Annotated in this window: 1 protein-coding gene; it reads left to right on the forward strand. The window is 48.0% G+C overall.

What is annotated here, in order from left to right:
- Window positions 1–581: hypothetical protein (locus C495_RS17510; RefSeq protein ID WP_206538425.1), on the forward strand; the 581-nt coding region annotated here is incomplete at its 5' end.
- Between the last annotated feature and the right edge of the window lie 806 nt (window positions 582–1,387).

A 1,387-nucleotide genomic window follows, 5' to 3' on the forward strand; every position in this document is an offset into this window, starting at 1 on the left:
CTTGCACCCGTAATTCGTCCGAAGGAGGAAGTAGGAACCCTTGCAGGGCACCCACCACGATGCCCTCTTCCTACCACCAAGTACTGGATACCCACCACGGTATCCTGCGTCTGCCATCAGGGGATGTGCCTGAGACGAATTCATCCTGTGCTTGCCTTTTGCCGCTCTTAGAGGCGGCAAAACACAGTACTAACTACTCTTACTTACTTTTTGCTATCAGCAAAGTTATTAGCAAAGACAATTATAAATTTTTTAGCAAAATTTATTCGACAGGTATTAGCAAATCGATGAGCACAATCAAACCTGTGACGCTTAGTCCCAACGATGTCGATGCCCTGGACTCTGCCATTCTTGATTATTTTCTTGAAGGGAGGCCTGATTCTCCGTGGGGCCGGGCAACTCCAACAGAAGTGTACCGAGCACTCGACGATCGTGGAACACTATCAGAACTTGGTGACCCTGTCCGACAAACGGTCCAGAACCGGATTCAGCGACTCGCACTAGCTGGTCACTTAAAAAACAAGTACAATTCTGGGTGCTACGAATTTGTTTCTGATCCGCGTGAGGCTGATGATATGTGATTAAAAGTTGATAATAGTACGATTTCTTTATTCAGAGTACGGCGTGAAAATCGTGGCAAGTACAGATGCATACTGATTAATCGTCGTCAGTAGCTTCGTCAAAATCTTCTTCGTCTACTCGGGAGAACGATTCTCCACCGCATCTGCAACCATTTCGAGCTCCAAGCGGAAGAATTTCCTCGTCATCGGTAATTGTAGCGGAATATGCGTTTCCGCATCGGTCGCAAGTAGCGAGGAAATTTCGTTCTTTCTCCATACGCACCTCTGACCACGCCAAACTATTTGAATCTGACAGGGAGGTGGAGTCTTCTCCAACTAATCACTGCNCTGCACCCCCTGTACTGACCGATCACTAACCCTCGCAGATTCCGTTTCAGTTTGTGCTACATTCGCGTGCTTTACAGATCATGAAGTCCTACTTGTCGTCATTCCTTTAAGTATGACTGGCTACAATACAAGTAAATGAACGGGGGAACGCTGTGCCGTTCCGGTTATTCTACTGCGCACAACTGCTTCGAGCGACGAAGTTACCAGTCCACGGACTCCTTGTACAAAGACGACCTGAGCAGTAGGTACAGCAGTCACGCAGATCCGTTCAAACATCGAATACAATGAAGTGATGAGTCATTACTCCATCCAATGAAAATTCACGAGATCATAATATGAAGGAAAGCAACTCCTCTGCACGGCGGGGCTACGACATAGCAGCGCACAGTCCACCAGGACGGACGTATCTTGATGACAGCATCGAGGCTTCATCCGAAGATTTGGGCGGAAGTCCCCATGGCCATGAGTACAGCGCAGGG

This window comes from Natronorubrum sulfidifaciens JCM 14089 (assembly GCF_000337735.1).
GTDB lineage: Archaea > Halobacteriota > Halobacteria > Halobacteriales > Natrialbaceae > Natronorubrum > Natronorubrum sulfidifaciens.